16 protein-coding genes and 1 CRISPR repeat array (1 of these 17 running past the window's edge) are annotated in these 22,098 nt (G+C 36.5%); of the genes, 9 read left to right on the top strand and 7 right to left on the bottom strand.

What is annotated here, in order from left to right; translation table 11 throughout:
* Positions 1-109: 109 nt before the first annotated feature.
* From ACFO6W_RS09520 to ACFO6W_RS09505, 4 genes are read right to left on the bottom strand one after another with little or no spacing between them, the layout of a single operon-like run.
* Positions 110-1,195: an RnfABCDGE type electron transport complex subunit D gene (locus tag ACFO6W_RS09520; RefSeq protein ID WP_379995712.1), complete on the bottom strand. Its 1,086-nt coding sequence runs from the start codon at positions 1,193-1,195 to the stop codon at positions 110-112.
* Positions 1,182-2,468 carry an electron transport complex subunit RsxC gene (gene rsxC / locus ACFO6W_RS09515; RefSeq protein WP_379995710.1) on the bottom strand — a complete coding sequence of 429 codons (1,287 nt, stop codon included), beginning with the start codon at positions 2,466-2,468 and terminating at the stop codon, positions 1,182-1,184. Before rsxC ends, ACFO6W_RS09520 begins: the two co-directional genes overlap by 14 nt.
* Positions 2,469-2,496: 28 nt before the next feature.
* Positions 2,497-3,420 carry an FAD:protein FMN transferase gene (locus tag ACFO6W_RS09510; RefSeq protein ID WP_379995707.1) on the bottom strand — a complete coding sequence of 308 codons (924 nt, stop codon included), beginning with the start codon at positions 3,418-3,420 and terminating at the stop codon, positions 2,497-2,499.
* Positions 3,421-3,426: 6 nt separating this feature from the next.
* Positions 3,427-3,822, bottom strand: a complete 396-nt coding sequence (locus tag ACFO6W_RS09505; protein WP_379995705.1) for a hypothetical protein — start codon at positions 3,820-3,822, stop codon at positions 3,427-3,429.
* Positions 3,823-3,987: 165 nt separating this feature from the next.
* Between ACFO6W_RS09505 and ACFO6W_RS09500 the strand changes: the two genes are divergently transcribed.
* Entirely contained in the window at positions 3,988-4,512 is a 525-nt protein-coding gene (locus tag ACFO6W_RS09500; RefSeq protein WP_379995703.1) for a hypothetical protein, read from the top strand.
* A 47-nt stretch (positions 4,513-4,559) separates the two neighbouring features.
* Here the strand turns inward: ACFO6W_RS09500 and ACFO6W_RS09495 are convergent, their stop codons facing one another.
* Complete coding sequence (locus tag ACFO6W_RS09495; RefSeq protein WP_379995701.1) at positions 4,560-6,209, bottom strand: alkaline phosphatase; 1,650 nt, start codon at positions 6,207-6,209, stop codon at positions 4,560-4,562.
* A gap of 617 nt (positions 6,210-6,826) precedes the next feature.
* Between ACFO6W_RS09495 and ACFO6W_RS09490 the strand changes: the two genes are divergently transcribed.
* The 5 genes from ACFO6W_RS09490 to ACFO6W_RS09470 all read left to right on the top strand — a co-directional run bounded on the left by ACFO6W_RS09490 (position 6,827) and on the right by ACFO6W_RS09470 (position 12,739).
* Entirely contained in the window at positions 6,827-7,075 is a 249-nt protein-coding gene (locus ACFO6W_RS09490; protein ID WP_379995699.1) for a hypothetical protein, read from the top strand.
* Positions 7,076-7,446: 371 nt separating this feature from the next.
* A complete protein-coding gene (locus ACFO6W_RS09485; protein WP_379995697.1) occupies positions 7,447-8,616 on the top strand; it encodes a hypothetical protein in 1,170 nt (389 codons plus the stop codon).
* Positions 8,603-10,816, top strand: a complete 2,214-nt coding sequence (locus ACFO6W_RS09480) for a hypothetical protein (protein WP_379995694.1) — start codon at positions 8,603-8,605, stop codon at positions 10,814-10,816. The genes ACFO6W_RS09485 and ACFO6W_RS09480 overlap by 14 nt, the downstream gene beginning before the upstream one ends.
* Positions 10,813-11,301 (top strand): bifunctional adenosylcobinamide kinase/adenosylcobinamide-phosphate guanylyltransferase, encoded by a 489-nt coding sequence (locus ACFO6W_RS09475; RefSeq protein WP_379995692.1) that lies wholly within the window; start codon positions 10,813-10,815, stop codon positions 11,299-11,301. The genes ACFO6W_RS09480 and ACFO6W_RS09475 overlap by 4 nt, the downstream gene beginning before the upstream one ends.
* Positions 11,294-12,739 (top strand): metallophosphoesterase family protein, encoded by a 1,446-nt coding sequence (locus ACFO6W_RS09470; RefSeq protein ID WP_379995690.1) that lies wholly within the window; start codon positions 11,294-11,296, stop codon positions 12,737-12,739. The genes ACFO6W_RS09475 and ACFO6W_RS09470 overlap by 8 nt, the downstream gene beginning before the upstream one ends.
* A 278-nt stretch (positions 12,740-13,017) precedes the next feature.
* Here the strand turns inward: ACFO6W_RS09470 and ACFO6W_RS09465 are convergent, their stop codons facing one another.
* Both ACFO6W_RS09465 and ACFO6W_RS09460 read right to left on the bottom strand, forming a co-directional pair.
* Positions 13,018-13,926 carry a ComF family protein gene (locus tag ACFO6W_RS09465; protein WP_379995688.1) on the bottom strand — a complete coding sequence of 303 codons (909 nt, stop codon included), beginning with the start codon at positions 13,924-13,926 and terminating at the stop codon, positions 13,018-13,020.
* A gap of 20 nt (positions 13,927-13,946) precedes the next feature.
* Positions 13,947-14,561 carry a hypothetical protein gene (locus ACFO6W_RS09460; protein ID WP_379995686.1) on the bottom strand — a complete coding sequence of 205 codons (615 nt, stop codon included), beginning with the start codon at positions 14,559-14,561 and terminating at the stop codon, positions 13,947-13,949.
* Between the two features lie 1,003 nt (positions 14,562-15,564).
* Here ACFO6W_RS09460 and cas9 point away from each other — a divergent pair.
* From cas9 to cas2, 3 genes are all read left to right on the top strand, one after another.
* The gene (gene cas9, locus ACFO6W_RS09455) at positions 15,565-20,016 is read left to right on the top strand and encodes a type II CRISPR RNA-guided endonuclease Cas9 (protein WP_379995684.1); all 4,452 of its coding nucleotides are present in this window, start codon (positions 15,565-15,567) and stop codon (positions 20,014-20,016) included.
* 519 nt (positions 20,017-20,535) lie between these two features.
* Positions 20,536-21,474, top strand: coding sequence for a type II CRISPR-associated endonuclease Cas1 (gene cas1, locus ACFO6W_RS09450; RefSeq protein WP_379995682.1), 939 nt, complete (start codon positions 20,536-20,538; stop codon positions 21,472-21,474).
* A 42-nt stretch (positions 21,475-21,516) separates the two neighbouring features.
* Complete coding sequence (cas2, locus tag ACFO6W_RS09445; protein ID WP_379995680.1) at positions 21,517-21,822, top strand: CRISPR-associated endonuclease Cas2; 306 nt, start codon at positions 21,517-21,519, stop codon at positions 21,820-21,822.
* Between the two features lie 109 nt (positions 21,823-21,931).
* Positions 21,932-22,098: a CRISPR direct-repeat array (repeat unit 47 nt; unit sequence ACTGTATTTCAATGAACTAAGATACAAAATTGAAAGCTTATCACAAC); it runs 878 nt beyond the window's last position.

Genomic DNA, 22,098 nt, shown 5'->3' with positions numbered 1-22,098 from the left:
AAATCTCTTGCAGTACATTTGCTTTATCTGGTCTGAGCGTAGAATGCAGATATATATTTTAAGTATTCTGTACATAATACGGAACCTGCCCTTTTTGGAGTTGCGGCTGTTAACTGTTAATCGTATTTCGCCCCATATCCTTGGCTATAAACCGCACGATACAATACAGGATAAAAATAAATACCAAATACATAATGGCTCCTAAATGATGTAAGTATATTACAGCAAATGTAGCAATCAGAATAGCAGCCGTGACGGATAATGCCTGCCACAGACGGGTATATACATCCAGCTTCTCACCCCATACCTTTGGGCGGAATACCCAGTTGACAGGATGTACAAATGCATTGAGCAGAAGAATTGAGTATGACATGTATTCGTATTTTACGTCATTGAGAATACAGATAATGGCTACAACGCCTATCATTGCGCCATAATAGAGTTTCCCACATTTAGTAGAGGCACTGGAGGGCATATCGGTAGCCATAAAGATAGCCCCCAATAACAAACCTCCTAACGAAAACTGTATGCTATATGGAGTGAATGCTGAGAATATCAATAGTAGAACGGTGAATGCTACCAGTAAGGCTGTAGGTATATGCCACGAAATCCGGCGACGCACCAAAAGAAATATTCCTCCTGCGATTAACAACAGGACAGAATACTCTCCTATCGCCCCGGATGCTTTATATACCAGCTGGTCGAAGAATTTATCTCCGAAAAGACTGAGTTCAGGTATATTTACAGATGTTTTGTCATACCATATAGTACGGGAAGTCATTACCACGGGAAAGAATATTGCCATAAATTCGCGTCCGACCAAAGCCGGATTGAATATATTGCGCCCCATCCCGCCCCAAAGAAGTTTTCCGAACAGTACAGCCATGGCTCCGCCGAACGCGACGATATACAGAGGCGTAAAAGGCGCGATGGTAAACGATAACAGAATGCCCGTTATAATGGCTGAACCATCGGCTACAGAATCTGTCTGTTTGAAAAAGATCGCGGAAAAGATAAATTCGGTTACCAAAGCACTACCCACAGCAACAAGTATCACCATCAAAGGGACAAAGCCAAAAGCCAGATATGATACGGCTATACAGGGAAGTAAGGATATTATGACATCGGTCATTATTTTGCCGGTACTTACATCTTTCCTTACAAAAGGAGCATATATCATTTTATCGTATTGCATCTGCCAGTTGTTTTAATTTGATTTTCCCCTCCTTTATACTCTCTATCAGAGGAACATTACTCGGACAAATATATTCGCAGGCAGCGCATTCTATACAGCTGCTGATACTGTATTTTTCGAGATTGAAGTATTTCCCCCTACGGAAATTTTCTTCGAATTTCATCGGCATCAGATACATCGGGCATACATCTACACAATAGCCGCAGGATATGCAATTACTGCGCTTGATTTTCTCTTTACGGAAGAACAGTACTCCGGACGAACCTTTCGATACTGGTACATTCCAATCGGTAATACCCCGTCCCATCATAGGGCCTCCCAATACAACTGTCTTATTTGTAACAGACAAGCCAAACAGTCTTATAAAATGACCGACAGGCGTACCTATCTTAACTTCAAAATTACCCTCGTTGCGTGATTCCTCTCCCGATATGGTTATTGTCCGGCTAATTACCGGATGGCGGTTTACCACTGCGTCATATATGGCACAAATAGTTCCTACATTACTAACGATAACCCCTATATCGCGGGGACGTTGCGAACGCGGCATCTCGATACCCGTTACCGACCTGATAAGCTGGAGTTCGCCACCTTGGGGATATTCGTCCGGGAGAACAACGACACGGTAGTTCTTATATCCGGCTCTTTGAAGAAATGGTCTGAATACCTTCTGAAGTTCCCTATTCTGTTCTTCGATGGTGATAACAACATCATCTGCCTGAAGTATTCTGTTCGCTATGCCGATCCCTTTGAATAGTTCTTCTGTACGCTCCGCCATCAGTGCATAATCGGCAGTCAGATATGGTTCGCATTCCGTACCGTTAATGATAAATGTATCTATCTTGTGGCCATCCAGTCTGTATTTCACAGATGCAGGAAACTGAGCTCCACCCTCTCCGGCTATTCCGGCTGCTTCTATCAGTTCTATCAATTGTTTGGAAGTATAAGAACCTGTATCGCCTTTCGGCAGCTCGACCTCTGTTTCCTGAAAATCGTTACTTATCACAACTGTAGTCGCCATAAAACCATCAGCTTGCAAAGCTTCCCTTATATCGGTCACTATTCCCGAAACCGGGGAATGCATATTAGCCGGCATATGGTTTATACTCCGCGCTATCAATTGGTATTTCCTTACCTTATCCCCTACATTTACAACAGGCTCGGACATACAGCCATAAGATCTGAGTAAAGGTATGTAAAGAACAGGAGCATCTTCGAGAGACTGAATCTTCTGCTTCTTGGTCTTGCTCTTCATCGAAAAAATATGCATCATAGGCAGAATTTTGATTATAAGTTATGAATTATAAATGATGAGTTAAGGCATCGAAACCTTTTGTACAGGTCATTTTGTCATCCTCATCTATCAAGAAGCCTTCGAATTTAAAATCAGTAGACAGCATATCTGCTTTTTGCAGAAAACCTTCTGCCGTTTCATTAAACAATGCAGTAGAGAGGATATCTCCGGTCATACAATTATCGCTTATTATGCCAACCTGCTTTGTCGCAGATGGAAACCCTGTTTTAGGATTCAATATATGTCCGTACTTTTTTCCTCCTATCTCTACAAAAGTCTTCTCTTGGGTCGATGTTGAGTAACACTCGTTACTTATGTCCAGATTGAAAAGCTGTTGCCCGCTATCCGGGTTTCTCACTACTGCCTGCCACGCCGGATGCGATTCGTTGTTGATTGCCCGGATAGTGCTTCCTCCTGCATTGATAATAGCATCCGTGATACCGATATCAGCCATCTTCTCCACAAGTTTATCTACCGCGTAAGCCTTGATAAAAGAACCTGTGATTATTTCCTGTTCTTTTGCTATCCTGACCCGGTTTTTTTTTATTTCAATTTTGCGGTAATCAATTAGCTTCTTTGCATTCATGAGTTCCCCAGAAAAGGGTACGCCTTGCTGTTTATCCTTATAGAAACCCCATAGACGAATCAGTGGCATGATAGTAATATCGTATGTACCATCGAAGTAACCGGATAAGCTGATAACCCGTTCTAATATCTTAACCGTTTCATCGTCAACCTCAACAAAGTGTCCTGCATGTTTATTTATCCGGTCTATATATGAATCCGGCTGATAGGAGTTATAGTTTTTGTCAACATCCTCCAGAACAGCATATAACTCATCGAAAATATCGTCGTCGTAAAAAGCAGATACTTTAATCTTTATATGAGCATGAAACAGGAAACGCGTCTGTGCCTTGTATAATAACTCCATTATTAATTACTCGGTTCCCGAAGCTTCTTCCGGAGTCGCTTTTTCTATTACTGTTTGTTTTGGTTCTTCTACTTTCTTCGGCTCTACTTCTACTTTCTTCTCCGCTTCTTTTTTTACAGCGGGTACAGTAGATACAGCTTTCGGTTTTGCCGGAGTATTCACAGGAGTTTCCTTCTTCACCTCTTTAGGTTGCGCTTCTGCCGGCTGTTCCGTTTGGGGCTTCTCGTCTTCTTTTTCAGTTGCAGTGACAGGGAGAACCTCTACCTCCTTAGCAGCCTTGTCATTCTCTTCTTCAGCTTTGGCGGTATTATTCGCCGCATTTACCTTATAGCCCCATATAATGAGAATGACACCGAAAAGGAATAGCGTTATTTTTTTTATATTTTGTATTATATTACGCATACTCTTAATAAGTTATGATTATTTAATTTCCTTGTCGCAAATGTAAAATAATAGTTTGACTTGAAAAAAAACATTAACTATTTATAGCATTTTGATTTTAGTATAGATAAAACTAATAAAGTTTTATATTTTTGCACCGGAACTAATTATATACTTATATTACTTATGACTAGAATAAAACTACTGTCCATCCTTATTACATTTTGTTCATTACAAACATTCGCTACTCCACCCCGTACAAAAATAGAGAAAGACAAGGTTACCCTAACCTATATAGAAGTAAAAGACGAAGCTATTGAATTTGCTGCGTCCGATATACATAGTATGATTCTCAGGAAGAACAAAGGATTCTTATGGCCCGCTACAAAAATAGCATTTTCCAGGAAAAACGGGCAACTCTACTTCGACGTAACAGCAATAGATAATTCATGGTGCAATATGTTCCGTACTGACGAAAACCCGTATGGCTATTTTGTTATCGGTGGGAGAATGTTCATCGTAACATCCAAAGGTAATGAGCCTATCGATCTCGGTGAATATTTTACCTGTGATAACGATATAGAAAGAACATTCTACAAACCGGATGCTACAGTGAAACCTGTAAGTAAAAATCCAGTCTGGTATTATCTCCACAAAGGTAAAATGGCAACCGTCTTAGATTCTATAAATATAGCAAGCTTAGGAAGATAAAAAACAAAAGGACTGGGTTTTCAGTCCTTTTGCTATATTACTATAATTTACAATTTACCGGCCAGACTCTTCGGCAGATAAAATGTATCATTCTTATCTATATAGACTACAACTGAAGACAGTGTCACAGGCTGATCATTTAAGTACACTACCGATTTGAAGGCGGGAACAGATAAAGTCACATTCCCTTTCCTTACTTTCAACACAGGAAAACCGGCCGACTTATCGATTGTATAATCCATACCCTTAAACACATCTGTATGCTTTGCAAATATTTCCCTGGTCATTTCAGTCAAAGGTGTCTTAAATCCAAACGCATCACACAGGTATTGATTGATCTCCACATTTGTATTCATTCCTACCGGTATATCTCCATTGGGGTGATAAGCCGCGAGAAAGACTTCTTCTCCGGTGTGTCCTCCGGTGGTGAAACCGAAATAAGTATGTGAATCCATAATATTAATGATGCTGGAACCCATATTTACACTGTTACTTACCTTCATATAATCTGCTTCTTTATAATTCTTTGAACTCAACAGCAGGTTTAGTTCTTCTTCGCTGAGGTCGATATCCGTGTATTCTTTAAATATCGCTTTAAACTCTTCCGGCTTGGATTTCAGTAAGATTCTTTCCAGTCCCTCACCTGTCTTTTTGAACTTGGATACATTTTTAAACAAGTCATCAAGGGTTGCTTTATCATAACTTTTCAGATCCCTGCGCCCGATAGTGAATCCGCTGTTTCCATGGTCAGGAAGTACGATCACTGTTGTTTCCCCGTTTTTCTTCGCAAAATCCATTACTGTAGCTACTGCCTTATCAAAGGCCAGATACTCTGTAATACATCCCACCGCATCATTTCCATGTGCCGACCAGTCCACCTTGCTACCCTCTACCATCAGGAAGAAGCCGTTTTCATTTTGTGACAGCCTGTCTAACGCTTTTTGAGTCATCTCCTGTAAAGACGGGATCTGTTCAGGGTCCCGGTCCAGATCGTACGGCAATTCCCTTTCGTTGAATAATGCCCAAACTTTCTCTTTTCCATTAAATGATCTGAAAGTTTTAACATCATCCTGAATCAGTGTGGTACCTGTATTTTTGAAATGCTGTTTGATATCGTCTGTCAGTATAGAGTTTCCTCCACCAAACATTACATCCAGATTCTGGTATGCCATTTGGGACGCTATATATTCATATTTGCCACGTGCATAATAATGTGCCGAGCAATCAGCAGGGGTAGCATGCGGAAATTCCACCGTAACGACTAATCCCGTCGCTTTATTTTGCTGATATTTAGCGGCCTCCAATACTGTAGCCAAAGGCTGATAAGCCATCGCGGGATCTACGGGAACCAGATCGTTATCAGGATCAGCAACCGGATAAATAGCTACATTACCGGTCTGCTGTGGCATTCCCGTCATATAACAAGAGGTAGTAGGGGCAGAATCACCAATAGGTGCATTGGATGAAAATGTTTTCACCGTACCGCACAGATAAGGGTCAACAGCCAGATTATCTCCGCCCAGTTTATTATAAATCTGATACCAGCGTGCAGCCGAAACAACTCCGATAGAGGTTCCATCCGGTATCATTACTATGACATTCTTTGTCGGTTTTACAGGTCTCCGATACTGCTGCTGGGAAAAAACAGTAATCGAAAATACAAAGAAGAGCAATAAGCCCACACTTACTTTTTTCATTTGTTTTTTTAGATTTTGCGTTTAATTAAGATTCTCAAAGTTACAAATTATTATTTAGATTGATTACAGGCCATAGGTCTCAATATGCTTATAATATATATCATATCAAAGATATTAATTCTATCTCCTGACCCTCTTCATTGATTAAAATAAAAAGTAACAAAAGTAACAGGTATATCAATTAACTACCAACACTTATTTGTTAAGAATAATTGAATATTTTCAACCTATTCCTTAAATCTGGCAGGAAGCAATAAAATAATGAAGCAAGCAATTTACCGTTTGCCTGTCGAACGGTGTTCCTATCGAGACACTCAGCCGGATGCTGGGACATAAGAATATCAGTACGACACATATTTATGCTAAAATAATAAACAAAAAGGTGGATGAGGATATGCAGGCGCTGGAAAAGCGATTGGACGGAAAATATCAGTTTCCATAGCCAAATCATTTATAAATAAATTTACAACAGACAGCAACGATATGAAAACATCAGATAACCCAAATGAAGGGATACTAAGGATAGAGCAAGGGGGAAATAATTCATACCGGATTGTATTTGAGCCTGTAAACGCTGCTGTCTTTGATTTATTTATGTTTATTATTTGCATAATGATTTGGTTTTAAAGGATAAATATGATTATTGCCATGCAGATAAGGATAAGGCAAAGCAGGGAGATAAGGGGGAGTATAATCCGAACCGGCAAGGAGATGACTTTAAGCGCTTTGCGGACAAGTATATAAATACCTGCCACAACCAACAGCGACACCCCCGTTTTAGCCATATACCACATGCAAACACCTGCCAGAGAGACTCTCAATTAAGTGGAAAGGACGAAAAATCGTTGGTGTGGAAAGTCTGGTGAAGATGATTTTGCAAAACCATCCGTTACAGGCAGGTGTACAGCTAAAACGATGTACCCTTGCATGGCTTTCCGAAACTGTCTTTTCCGTGAATCGTTATGCAGTGTGGCGAAAATATATAGTAATGGTATATATATTTCCGCCGCATATAAGTATAACTGCGGAAAAGAGGGTTACAGGATTTAGATAGTATAAAATAAAACTTGTACCTATCCTCGCAGCATATTTTAAAATACAGCTTTCAGTCAAGATTTCTTAATGCATCTCTAATATTTACCTATACTTTCTCAAGATTAGAAAGTCATTAATATTGTTAAAATCAAAAATATTCATTTCCTTTGATTGTGAATATTTAACCTTTTATTTAACTAATATGATAGACTTTTCCGGGAACAGTAGATATTGGGCACTCGCAGGATACGACCTGCGCCTGCCATATAAAGATAATGAAGCGAATTTTATAGTTCCAAGTGTAGAATTGGCTATCCCTCCAAATGTAGATGAAATTACATATGTTGAAGCATATGAAAAAGTGTTTTTTCTAAAAAAAAATATCTCAAATGTAATATATTCCCAATATTTTCCGCACGCAAAGGCTTATAAAGGTTATAATAATTCGTTAATAAAGTTAGCTAAAGATAAACTGAGATTAGACAAACTAGAACAGTATGAGTCAGATTATTCTATTCTGAAATTAAAAAGTACAAAGAAAAATCTGTACGCTCTTCAAAAAGCAGATAATAAATTTTATATATCTAAAATATCTATTTTTGAAAATGGATTTAATGACAGAGAAGATGTAAAAGAAGTTGTTATCCCTTTTCCTGGTAGCATTGAATCTATTGATCAGGATGATATAAGCATAGAAATATTTGATATAAATGATTTTGAAGCAGACATATATATTCTTAGTAAAAAGATGAAAACTATTTATATCTCTAAGTTCCGTTCTTCAAAGGAAAAATGCGTTTTCTCCCAGAATCTTGACGTTTTAACGAATGAACATTTTTTGCCGACATCATTTTGTAAATATGATAAGGGAATCATAATTATGGATGAAGATAGAAAAGCTTTCTGTTTTTTAGAAGCAAAAAAAAACAGATTTGTTAAAAGGGAAACAGTACTTTTTGAAGAAACGGTTAAAGGAATTAAATTTTTCAGTGTTGATTTTGAAAATATTGTTTGCGATTTAACAGGAGAGTATAATAAAATTGACACAGATGTAACCCAAATAGATGTGGTTCTAATATTTAATGAAAATAAAATCTGGTATTTTAACTGTTTTACAAAAAAAATGGAACTTCTTTTTGGTGATGGTACAACACATATACGTAATGCTCCAAATGAGAAAAAAAATTTAAAAGAGTACCGCCTTATTGAAATAAAAGATATAACCCCGATTAGTAATAATTGTATTTTTTTCAAAGAGGAGGCTGAAAACTCCTATAAGTATTCCTTATTAACGCCAAGAATCAGAAGTTTATATATGCTGGGAAACATACCTATAAAAAATACAGAATCAACAACCTATGATATATCCTGATATACATGGAGAACAATTTACCAAATTGGTTTTTTTGATAAACAAAGAACTGGTTAATTATCAAAAAAAGAATACTAATTTATGTTTAGATAAGACTTCTTTTCTGGTCTCTATCGGAAAAAGTATTGATTATTCTGTAATTGACAAGAATTTTGTACATTTTGATGATGTACTGAATCCCTCATCTTACGGTTGGAGATCTGATGTTGAGTTACCATCTATTGAATGGCTGTCTGCTATAATCGCAAGCCATTTAATTAATTATAAATTAGCTATCAAATATTTGACTATGTCATTAAGTGCGATTACGTATTTGGGCTTTTACGGATTATTTGAAATATTTGAAAACGTCGAAGTTAAAGAAGCTTCTAAAGAGCTTCAATTTGAATATTATAGGAAACTATCAAAGTATCATAAAGAACAAGGGAACTATGAACAAGCACAAGACTTCCTCCACAAAGCCATCTTTGTCTCAAAAAAAAGCGTTTTTTTTCCCTATGCTCTTGTTTTATTGTCAAAATTTTATTCGGATTATTTACAACGAAATGGGATAAGTATCGCATATAGTAAAATTGTTTATAACAGAATAACCAATGATAATGACACGACTCGCAGAAATATCATCTGCCTGGATACATATGCTAAAAATATAAAAGATACTGATTATGAAGCAAGCCTCAGGATATATCGAGAATTGATATCAATTACCGGTATTCACTCATTAAGTCTTCAAAGAATCAAATTCAGATATCTTGAACTGGAGATAGATAACTCTATAAAAGAGAGAAATGTCAAGGCGCTGACTCCTTTATTAAAAGAATACGATGATTTAATTCAAAATATACTTAAAAATCCGAAAGCAAAATATATCAGAAATATTCATTTTATAGGCTTTTTCCGAAAAATAATTGAAACGATTGACAGCAAGGACTATAAGAGAAGCCGGTGGCTATATAGTAGAGTATCTAACTTGAAAAATCAAGAGGCTGAATTTACATTAAACGAATGTATAAACGAAGCGAATAAATATAGAGATAGAAAAAATATATCAATTGCCTACTTCGAAAAATCATTCTGGTCTACCGCTGAAAATGAGATTATAAGACGGAAGAAGGTTATCGACAACCTGACAAAAGGCTTGTCTTATATGAACTATTCCAACCACAAATCTATCTTTAATAAAATATATACTAAACTCCTTTTTAGATTAGCGGAAACACATATAACATTGAATAATTGGGATGAAGCGATTAAATACTATAATAAATTATATGATTATATCTCTGTTTTAATAACAGAATTGGATATTGATAAGCAAAAAGTGGATTCTATTGTCAATAGAGAAAAGCATATTGATTTTGAATCCTTAGAATATGTCGGTTTAGTTGATTTGTCTTTCCCTGAGTTAACGGAAATACAATCCTCATTATCTATGGACTACAGAACACTAACAGCAGAAATGATAGATATTAATCAAAAAATAAGTCATATACAAACTTTACAGATGTCAAATTATGGAGATATTATCGAGTCTCTGAAAAAGATCATAAAACATGATTTTGGAAATGCAATCTCCACAATCGGTAATAATATTAAACAGGCCGAAGAAAGTGCTTCAAAATATAAGTGGGATATAGACCTGAGGGATGCTAAAAAAGGGCTTTACAAAATTAACTCCCTGATTGATGAAAGTATCAGATCCAGGTTTGAAAAGCTGATTAATCCGGATGAGATTCCGGATTTAAATACCACTATAAATAATTATATTGTTATATATAACTTCTATCGGGAATATCTGACTATTCACTTTACGGTCAAAGATAAAATTAAAATTAAAATACCCTCAGAACTAATAGGACGATTAATACATAATTTGATTGAGAATTCCCGGGAAGCAGGCATCCGCAACAACATAAATTCTGTCTGGATCACGGTAGAATGTAAAGAAGAGTTTAATATGATTTTTCTAATTTACTCTGACAATACAAAAGAATATGATACACTGAAAAAAGTTATTGATAATTTAAATCAGGAAAATGATATTGTTGCAAGTCACAAAAATCCCCAAAAAGGAGGGAACGGATTGAAAAATTTAAAAAAACTATTCAGCTCATATAATAAAAACAGACTCTGGGAACTAAAAGGTGATGATAATCAAAAAACACTAATTATTCCGTTGAAAGAACGTAGAATAGAATGAAAAATAGAATAATAGAATTCCATATCGGGCCAAGAAATAGTGGAAAATCTGTTTATGTCGAAAATAAAATGCTTATTTTTGACAAGTTGCTTTATATTGCAACGCTGCCTCAAAAAGTAGAATACGGTGATTCCATTAGGAAACACCAAACACGAAGGAATGACAATTGGCATACAATTGAGGTAACCTTCGATTATTACCGGGACATATCTACAATTAGTTCGTTTCTGAACACATCCAGTGAACAGCATGCCTGTATGCTTGATGGGATCTGGACATGGTATCATTTTCAAAATGAATTAGGAGATACAATTAGCCCAAGCGAATTTGCGCAAGGAATTGTTAACCTCGTTATAAACTCAAAATCAAACTGGTATATGGTTGATATAGATTACTATGATTATTTTCCTCAATTGTATACGATTCATAATAAGATAATTAACGACCTATATATAACAAAAATTCATAAAAAAAGTTATGAGTAAAAACGAATTTAATATATTATGGATTGATGACGATTGGGCCAATCCGGATTCATTGGGTTATCAAAATTTAAGCTTGGTCAAAGGAGCTCTTGAAGACAGAAACAAGAATATAAGATTCGAGATCGAGGCAAATATAGTTAGAGGATTTATTGCCATTCAAAATCTTGATAGTGGAAAAATCAGATTTGATTTAATAATTATTGATTTGAATTTTGGCGAAATGAATGAAGGAATATGGAGTGACTTAGTAACAATGATATTGAATAAAAAAAATCAATTTGCTATATATACTTACCATAGAAACAAATACAATGATGACCTGGCCGAGGTTAGAAAAAAATGTCGGGATTATCTGATTGACATATATGATAAAAGTGATAGTGAACGTTTTATAGATGAAATAATTCAAATCTCAGAATTTACTCCCATCACTTTTGTTCATCTGAGTGACTTTCATTATGATTCCACTATAGAAAATTCGCGGAAGAAAAATCAAGAGATGCTATTTGATAACCTTATAGAATTTATATCAGAGGAGCACAAAAATACGCCGATAGATTTTTTTATTTTTTCCGGAGATTTTGCGGCAAAAAATCCCTTACTCGAATCCAAACAAGTTGCCACTTTGTTAAGAAAGATAATATCTGTAACGAATAATGATTTAAATAAACTACTGTTAGTTCCCGGTAATCATGATGTAAACTGGAATGATTTTGAAAAAGGCGTATTAGCGGAAGAACCAGGACTGCCATCTAAAATGTTATATGAGGAAATTTTTGGAGACTCTAAGGACTTTTTCAATAAACTGTCCGGACACAGCGACATGGGTTTAGATACAAAGAATTTGGATTCATTGTGTTTCTCTAAAAAATATAAAAATGGTCAAATAAACATTCTCGGACTTAATTCTGTCTCATTAGATCCAAAGCTAAAAGGTTGTGGTAGTATAAGCGAAAAAGTTATTAAATATATAAAGAATAAATGGAGAGAAGATTCTGCCCTTAATGAATTTAGGATTGCAACTTTTCATCATAATGTACTACCGTCTTTCTCTGAAAATGATTTGGACGAAAATCAAGGAATAACAAATGCCGGAAAAATTATTGAATTGTTAACAAATCAGGGTTGTGATTTATTGCTAAATGGGCATTGTCATTTTTCCGGATTGTACAATTTTTCTTTTTCTTCTTTAAATCATTCCGGTTATTCAGAAATTAAACAATTAACCACCTTATCTACAGGTACGACTGGTGGATACGCACCACAGTATGATAGAGCCAGAAGCTTTAATATTATCAGGATTTATCCAACAACAGATAGGTATAGAAAAAGTCTGAAAATCACACCTGTTATATATGATAGTACAATGAATAAATGGATAAAATGTAATGAATTACAAACAGAGATATCTAAAAGTCAAGATAGTACAATAAACTAAATTTACGAAGATTATGGTTTAAAAATTATTAATTTAAAGATTTAATTTCTTCGAGAAGTGTATTTATTCTCTGAACAGAATAGATACATTTCTTTTGGATCATAAAGCAGTAAGGTGAAAAAACAGGCAGGTAATATTTACAGTCTGAAGAATGCCTGCTTTTATGCAATCGAGGTATTTGAATCTATAAAAATAAAGCGGGACGAGGTCCCGATTATTCCTAAATCATTATCTGCTTAAAATCAAGGATCGCAAAACTTCGGAGCGTATCAACCTTTTTATTTCAGTATTGTTTTCCCAAAGAATAGTCCAATTACAGACCGGGCTCCTAACTCTATCAGTTTCCGTTTCATCTGGACAAAGCTGTCCCCGGTCGTAAATATATCATCTACCAGAAGAACGTTTTTACCTTTTATATATCTGGTGTTGAAGTCAAGATTGAAGATCTTATCCCGATGGGTTTGTCCTTTCATCTGTTCCCGGTCTTCCTTTATCCATATTGCTTTGAAGCCATCCTCTATTTTTAATCTTTTAGCCAGTATATAGTTAAACCGGGCAAACCGCTGTATGTTCCGTTCCCTTGTTGCGGCTGGTATAGGTATAAGTACCGGATTCTCCAGCTCCTTAAAAAAGGGCATGCGCAGGATAGCCAGAGAGAAAAGTTTGGCTACTAAAGCCGATTGCTTTCCCTCCTTAAAACGAAAAACAAGGTTAGAGACTTTCTTTTGATAAGTAGATATTTCTTTCTGATGAGAGACAGGATGATAGTCATGGATGTAGAAGCATAAGGCATTATCTACCTGCAGTTTTCCTTTGAAATGGTTGGTATAAGGAAAAAACTGACGGACAAAGTCGCTCATAAAAGTAAAGTGAAGAATATCCCGCCACAGAGACAGGGTTTGTTCATCCTTCAATCTATAGACTTCCCCTTCGGCATGATCTTCTCCTGCCAAACCGGCCCCGATCAGCAGTGATCCGTTAAACCTATCCCGGGAAACGATGTACCAATCAAACAAAAGGCATATCTTTTCAATAGGACAATCATTTGTACATAAGAAATAGAACTGGCTGTCTTCTTGCTGAATTAACAGAAATTCCCCGGGCAGTTTCAGAAGTTCAAAATAATTTCCGACATCATTTACTTCGGCTTCTTCTATCGGTATGGATATTTTAAGGTTGTTGATCATTAGTGGAAAGGTTTTGATGCTTATTTTTCTATATTCAGTTCCTCTAATTTCCTCTTTACTGCGCTTGGTTGCCTTTTCAGTAACTCAGCGACTTTATCTATTTTTTTGAATTTAGCGTATGCCTTGGTCATAATCTCGATTTCCCCGGCAGACCAGAACTCGTATGCCCGGGAATAGAGTTTTCTCGTTTCTATTTGAGGAAAGGTAAAATCACTCATTTCTCTTTTAGGTAATCTCTCAATATGCGGCCTTGCCTGTTTGATTAATTCGTCAATTTCGATATCCGTAAGTTCAGGCATTTTTATTTCCCTGTATTCATTGTTTGGCTCTGCCGGCAAGCATTCTTCCTGATGTACCCGATAGAAATACCACTCCATGAAAATATCACTGTTTGCATTCCTCTGCGGCTTGCATTGTGGTATCAAAGATTCCAGGACTCCCATCTCATAGAGATAGCGCAAAAATTTGCGGAAGTGTACTCCATTGTCTTTATCTTTCTCAATAAGGTTCTTTCGGGCGAGTACCGGATAAAGATCTGTGGAGCGCAACCCATCGCTATTGATTGATTCCAGATGGGCCTGGATTTCCCTGCTTATCCGTCTGGCTTTTTGAAATTCTTCATGAGTTAGTCCCATAGTATAGTTCCATTTGTGCGTTACAATTCCCTAAAATAATAAAAATTAGATATAAAGTCATTAATCCTGTGGTGTTTTCTGTATTAAAAACATTGTGTACCTTTCTTCAAAGAGTTATTTGAATCTATGAGAACAAAGTAGAATGAGGTATTTTGATCGTTTTAAGTCATTAACAGTTCTCTTCTTTCTGTTTCTTATCAAATGAAAATCAATTACATCCCATTTTTGCATCCTGTGGAGCTGTAAAAAATATGTACCATGTCCACCGACGAAACGAACAGAATAATACACAACTAATTTAGAAGAGCTGAATTACTTTGATCGGCCACTTTACCAAACAATAAAATATTGTATAATATTACGATATTTACATTACCTGTCCGTTATCCCTGTAGTTACCGGAATCAGGTAGGTAACAGGGTGGAACAAGCAGCAAAACCGTTTGTTATGTGTTAATTTGCAATATTTTACATAACCGATAGCTTATATAAACCAGGAATGTTGCCTTCGGCAAAGTCCACAAAAATATAAGCGTAAATGTAACATGAAAAATTAAAGCATTTTCTTTATATGGAAAAGAGCAGCCCTGACTAGTTTAAGATCTGACGTGGACCCCTCCGCCCATTGGGTAAATTCATCATAAAAGAAATCCAGGATCAAAAATCCGGCTTTTGGGTAACTAAATGAATAATTTACCTATATGCAGATATGATTAATGGTTATTTATAACCTGTCAACCGATATCAGAACATGACAAAAAGAAGGCGAGAATTACTTCCCGCCTTAAATGTTTTCACAACGGAATAATCCTTATTGTGATAAGCTTTTAATTTTGTTTTACAAACATAAATTTTTTCTTTGAAAAATCCAAGAGATTGTTAAAAATAATTTACCTTTAAGTGCTAAAAGTAAGATTGTGAAACGAAACATGATTTTATTACAAAAGTTTATAATATAAGGTCATGTGTTTTTTTAACCTTAAAACACAAATTAGTTATATCGCATGAAAAAGATATTAGGTTTGGATTTAGGCACGAACAGTATTGGGTGGGCATTGGTAGATAAAGATGCTCAAAAAATATTAGGTATGGGTAGCCGGATTATTCCGATGAGTCAGGATGTCTTGGGGAACTTCGACAAGGGAAATTCTGTTTCGCAGACAGAGGCAAGAACAGGGTTTCGGGGAATAAGGCGATTGAGGGAAAGACATTTGCTGCGTCGGGAACGGTTACACCGTATTCTTCATATTCTCGGTTTTCTGCCTGAACATTATGAGAAATATATTGATTTTGAAAAGCGTTTGGGACAGTTTGCCAATGAAACCGAACCTAAGTTAGCATACAATGATGATTTCATCTTCAAAGAATCTTTTGAAGAGATGGCGGCCGATTTTAAACGACAAAATCCGGCTTTGTTTTATATAAAACCGAATGGGAAGGAAACGAAGATTCCATACGATTGGACAATTTATTATTTACGAAAAAAAGCCTTGTCGCAAAAAATCGAAAAAGAGGCACTCGCCTGGATTATCCTGAATTTCAACCAAAAGCGTGGCTATTATCAATTGAGAGGCGAAGAGGAGGAAGAAAATCCGAATAAATTAGTGGAATTTCACTCTTTGAAAATTGTTGAAGTTAAAGCAGACGAAAAACCCAATAGCAAAGGTGATACATGGTATTCTCTGCATTTGGAAAACGGATGGATTTATCGCAGATCGAGCAAGAACCCATTGTTTGACTGGAAAGATAAAGTCAGGGATTTCATTGTTACTACCGACCTGAATGATGATGGTACAGTAAAAACTGACAAGGAGGGGAATGAAAGGCGTTCGTTCCGTGCACCCGGTGAAGAAGACTGGACATTGCTGAAAAAGAAAACTGAAGCAGAAATCGAACATTCCCGGAAAACAGTCGGTACATATATATATGAGAATCTGTTGTCGAATCCAAGTCAGAAAATCCGTGGCAAGCTGGTACGAACCATCGAACGTAAGTTTTACAAAGAAGAACTAATCGCCATTCTCAAAAAACAAATAGAGTTACAACCTGAACTGTTTTCCGAGGACTTATATAACGATTGCATTAGGGAACTGTACCGCAATAATGAAGCTCATCAGTTTATTCTGAGCAAAAAAGGTTTTGTCCATTTGTTCGTAAACGATATTATTTTCTACCAACGCCCTCTCAAAAGCCAGAAATCATCTATCTCAAACTGCTCCTTAGAGTTTAGAAAATATAAAGATGGAGACGGGAACGAAATTAAAGAATACCTGAAAGCCATACCGAAATCCCATCCGCTGTATCAGGAGTTTCGCCTTTGGCAGTGGATGTATAATCTCAAAATATACAGGAAAAATGATGACGCAGATGTTACCTCACAATTTATTGCAAGTATTAATGATAAGGAGAATCTCTTTGATTTCCTGAATAACCGGAAAGAAGTCGATCAGAAAGCACTGCTAAAGTATTTTAAATTGACAGAAAAAACGCATCGCTGGAACTTTGTGGAAGATAAGACCTATCCTTGCAACGAGACCGGGACACAGATAAAAACACGGTTGGCAAAAGTCGAAAATCTTCCGGCTGATTTCTTAACATCCGGAATAGAACAGAATTTATGGCATATAATCTATTCGGTAACAGACAAAAAAGAGTATGAGCAAGCTTTGTCTTCCTTTGCAAAGAAATGCAAAATAGATGAAATTTCTTTTGTAGAAAACTTCAAAAAATTTCCGCCATTTAAAAGCGAATACGGAACATATTCCGAAAAGGCGATTAAAAAGTTATTACCATTAATGCGTTTAGGCAAATATTGGGAATGGAATGCCATAGATGCAAAAACAAAAGCCAGAATTGATAAGATACTTACAGGAGAATATGATGCGGAAATAAAAGACCGCGTTCGCGAGAAAGCGATAAACCTGAATGGCGAAAACGATTTTCAGGGTTTGCAACTATGGCTGGCACAGTATATCGTTTATGATCGTCATTCCGAAGCAAGTGATATTATCCGTTGGAAAACGCCACAGGATATTGATGCTTATCTAAAAGAATTTAAGCAACATTCTCTACGGAATCCTATTGTAGAGCAGGTGATTACCGAAACGCTACGGGTAGTACGGGATATCTGGAAGAAATACGGAGACATTTCCGAAATCCATATCGAACTTGGACGTGAAATGAAAAAAACAGCGAAAGAACGGGAGCAGCTTACTTCGTATATTACAGAAAATGAAAACACCAATCTTCGTATCAAGGCCCTGTTGATGGAATTGAAGGAAAATACAGATGGAAAATTGAATGTAGATAATGTTCGTCCATATTCTCCTATACAACAGGAATTATTGAAAATTTATGAAAATAGTGTTATCAATTCCAATGTTGAGATTCCCGAAGATATTCTGAAAATAAGCAAAACGGCACAACCTACAAGCTCGGAGCTTCAACGTTATAAATTGTGGCTGGAGCAGAAATATCGTTCGCCTTATACCGGACAGTTTATTCCGCTCGGCAAATTATTCACTCCTGAGTATGAGATAGAGCATATTATCCCGCAAAGCCGCTATTTTGACGACAGTTTCAGCAATAAGGTGATATGCGAGGCCGCTGTGAATCGATTGAAAGATAACCAACTTGGTTTAGTGTTTATAAAAGAACATCATGGAGAGAAAGTACCATTGGGATTGGGACAGGTAGTCGAAATCTTTTCAGAAGAAGATTATCAGAACTTTGTAAAAGAATATTATGCAAATAACCGTTCGAAACGGACTAAACTTCTGTTAGAAGATATCCCTGAATCATTTATCGACCGTCAAATGAACGATACCCGATATATCAGTAAGATGGTGAAGGGGTTATTATCAAATGTTGTTCGTGAAGAAGGGGAGCAGGAGGCTACCTCAAAAAATATGGTGCCTTGCAGTGGTAGCGTAACCACCGTATTAAAACGAGACTGGGGCTTGGATGCTGTTTGGAACAGCCTGATTATCTCTCGCTTTGAACGAATGAACATATTGACAAACACTACCGCATTTACTGCCTGGAATGAGCAATACCAGAAATTCCTGCCAACTGTTCCTTTGGAATTGTCGAAAGGGTTTCAAAAGAAACGTATCGACCATCGCCATCATGCAATGGATGCTTTGGCTATTGCCTGTGCTACAAGGGACCATGTGAATCTCCTGAATAATCAGTCTGCTAAATCCGACCTGAAAAGATATGATTTACAACGAAAATTAAGATTGTTCGAACAGGTTTCATATTTCGATAAAAAAGCCGGCAAACAAGTAGAACGGGAAATACCGAAAGAATTTATAAAGCCGTGGGATAGTTTCACTACCGATGCCCGGAATGAGTTGGAGAAAATAGTTGTTAGCTTTAAGCAAAACCTGCGGGTAATAAATAAAACTACCAACAAGTATCAGGCTTACGAAAATGGGAAAAAGGTATTGAAATCGCAAGCGAAGGGCGACAGTTGGGCAATCCGGAAGCCTCTACACAAGGATACGGTATTTGCCAAAGTTTCGTTGCAGAGAATAAAGAAAGTAAAACTGAGCGAAGCATTGAAAAACATAGAAAATATTGTTGATAAAGAATTTAGGAACGAAATAAGGAGAATCGGTGCGGCATACGGAAAATTCGATGCGGATAAAATCAATAAATACTTCAAAGACAGGAAATATCTTTATGAGAAAAAGGATGTATCCAAGGTGGACGTTTATTATTTTGAAACGGAGAATGCCGCCGTGCGGAAATCGTTGGACACTTCTTTCACCGAAAAATTTATAAAAGAATCTGTAACAGATAGCGGGATACAAAAGATTCTTCTGAATTATTTAGCGGTGAAGGATAATAAGCCGGAACTGGCTTTTTCGCCGGAAGGCATCGAGGAAATGAACCAAAATATTACTGCGTTCAATGATGGAAAGCCTCATCAGCCAATCCGTAAAGTACGTGTGTATGAAACAATCGGTAATAAGTTCCAAGTAGGATATACAGGGAATAAGAAAGCTAAATATGTTGAGGCAGCAAAAGGGACGAATTTATTCTTTGCCATTTATGCAGACGAAAAAGGTAACCGTTCGTATGAAACTATTGCCTTAAACATTGTGGTAGAACGGTTGAAACAAGGATTAAGAGCTGTCCCTGAGCGGAATGAAAAAGGACATGAATTGCTGTTCCATTTGTCTCCGAACGATTTGGTGTATGTGCCAACGGAAGAGGAGTTGGTCAGTGGAACCAAATGCTGTATTGAGAATATTAGAGTGGACAGGATATATAAAATGGTAAGTTGTACGGGAACAGAATGTCATTTTGTCCCTCAGAATACTTCCAATCCAATAGTAAATAAAGTCGAATTTTCTCCTTTAAATAAGATGGGCAGGAGCCTTTCTGGAGAAATGATAAAGGATGTGTGCATTAAGATAAGTGTTAACAGGATAGGAAATATTTTGTGAAACAAAAAGACAGGCTTTATCAATTTAGTAAGTAAAGCCTGTCTTTAATTTAGTTTAGCTTTTTTCTAGCTTTTTTCCACCCAAAAATGAAAAAACTTACTACCTTTGGGATAGATTTTCTTGCCTTTCTTTATAATGTAGCGGCAAAAAATCTCGATTTTATTATTTTCTTTATTCATAAAGATAAAATAATAATGTGAAATAATTGAGGTGCCTTACCTCTAGGAAACCTAATCAAATTCCCGTTTGATTAGGTTTTTATCTTCAGAAAGGCATAAGATAAAAATTAAAAGCCTATCACAACACTCTCATATATATTATAATATGAAGTTCTTTATTTTACTTATGCCTTTATTTTCTCTTTATACTCTTCATATATATATAATATGAATACACTATTTATACAAAAAACCAAAAAAGAATATTTTTTATAAAAATATGAATCTTTTTTTACAAACAAAACATTTTGAAAAAAAAAAATTATATTTGTTATAAATCTTAACATTCAAATGAAATACCATGATAAAAAAGACACTTTATTTCGGCAACCCGACATACCTGAGTATGCGCAACAACCAGTTGGTAGTGAAACTGCCCGAGGTTGAAAAGAACGATACTCTGCCCGAAAAATTCAAAAAGGATAGCGAAACAACTTTCCCTGTCGAGGATTTGGGCGTCGTTGTCCTCGATCATAAGCAAATCACCCTGACACATGGGCTGATAGAGATGCTTTTGGAGAACAATACCGCTCTTATTACCTGCAATAGCAACCGTATGCCGGTTGGGCTGATGCTTCCGCTATGCGGGAATAAAACGCAGACAGAGAAATTCAATGCGCAAATTCAGGCTACCGATCCTTTGAAAAAGAACCTTTGGCAACAGACCATCAAAGCTAAGATAAAGAATCAAACTGAAGTTTTGCGAAAATTCCGTTCATGCAATATTCGTAATATGGAATATTGGTCAGGCGATGTGAAAAGTGGTGATCCGGATAATTATGAAGCACGAGCTGCCGCTTATTACTGGAAAGAGGCTTTCCCTAAAATTGAAGGCTTTGTCAGGGGCAGGGAGGAATCTCCTCCCAACAACCTGCTGAACTATGGTTATGCTATTCTCCGGGCTGTTGTGGCGCGCTCACTGGTTTCCAGTGGATTACTGCCTACTTTGGGAATACATCACCACAACCGTTACAATGCTTACTGCTTGGCAGATGATATTATGGAACCTTATCGTCCCTTTGTCGATGCGATTGTACTTTCCATTGTAGATAGCGGGGAAAATATTGAAGAGCTGTCACAGTCCATAAAAGCACAATTATTGCAAATACCTACCATTGATGTAATGATTAATGACCGGAGAAGTCCTTTAATGGTCGCAGTCAGTCAGACTACATCTTCTTTGACGCAATGTTTTGAAGGTAAGTTGCGGAAAATAAAATATCCTGAATTTGTAATGTGACATCATGTTATGCAACAGGACAGATTAAATCAATATAGGGTTATGTGGGTTTTAGTACTGTTCGATCTTCCTACCGAAACAAAAAAAGACCGGAAGGTATATGCTGATTTCCGTAAAAATCTGCAAAAGGATGGATTTACGATGTTTCAGTTTTCAATCTATCTCCGTCATTGTATGAGTATGGAAAACGCGAATGTGCATATCAAGCGGGTTAAAAAGTTTTTACCTGAAAAAGGGCATGTAGGAATCATCTGTATAACGGACAAACAATTTGGAATGATGGAATTATTTTATGGCAAAACTGCGGAAGCCAAGAAAACGGAAGGACAACAACTGGAACTTTTTTAAGAATAAAAAATCCCGATTTTGGTCGGGATTTTTATTTGAAATACATCATTTTTTGAAATCCTAATGAGTTGTGCTAGTTGTTGAATTACAGAATATTATCTATACCTATACTGTATTTCAATGAACTAAGATACAAAATTGAAAGCTTATCACAACGCAAAAGCCGATAATATTTGAAAAAATGCAACTGTATTTCAATGAACTAAGATACAAAATTGAAAGCTTATCACAACCATATCCAACGGCCTGAAAAAGCTAAAAAGACTGTATTTCAAT

It is taken from the genome of Dysgonomonas termitidis, from assembly GCF_042654545.1.
Lineage (GTDB): Bacteria > Bacteroidota > Bacteroidia > Bacteroidales > Dysgonomonadaceae > Dysgonomonas > Dysgonomonas termitidis.
This window is presented reverse-complemented; position numbering and strand designations above follow the sequence as displayed.